At 49.1% G+C, this 332-nt stretch carries 1 pseudogene; it reads left to right on the top strand.

Annotated features, from left to right (window positions below):
- Window positions 1-332, top strand: a pseudogene (locus OM074_RS21745) (transketolase); the annotation flags it as partial.

Raw genomic sequence — 332 nt, 5'->3', positions numbered from 1 at the left:
ACCATGGCTTCTATAGCAAACGGTATGGCACTTCACGGAGGTGTTATCCCTGTAGTGGGCACGTTCTTCGTATTCTCTGATTACATGAAACCTGCTGTGCGTATTGCCGCTTTACAGCAATTGCCGGTTAAATATGTGTGGACCCACGATGCGTTCCGCGTAGGAGAAGATGGTCCTACCCACCAGCCAATTGAGCAGGAGGCTCAGATCCGCCTGATGGAGAAACTGAAAAACCACCATGGCAAAAACTCTATGTTGGTTCTTCGTCCTGCTGATGCCAATGAAACAACCGTAGCATGGGAAATGGCCTTGAACAATACAGACAGCCCATC

Source organism: Plebeiibacterium marinum, from assembly GCF_026013615.1.
GTDB classification, from domain to species: domain Bacteria; phylum Bacteroidota; class Bacteroidia; order Bacteroidales; family Marinilabiliaceae; genus Saccharicrinis; species Saccharicrinis marinus_A.
This window is presented reverse-complemented; position numbering and strand designations above follow the sequence as displayed.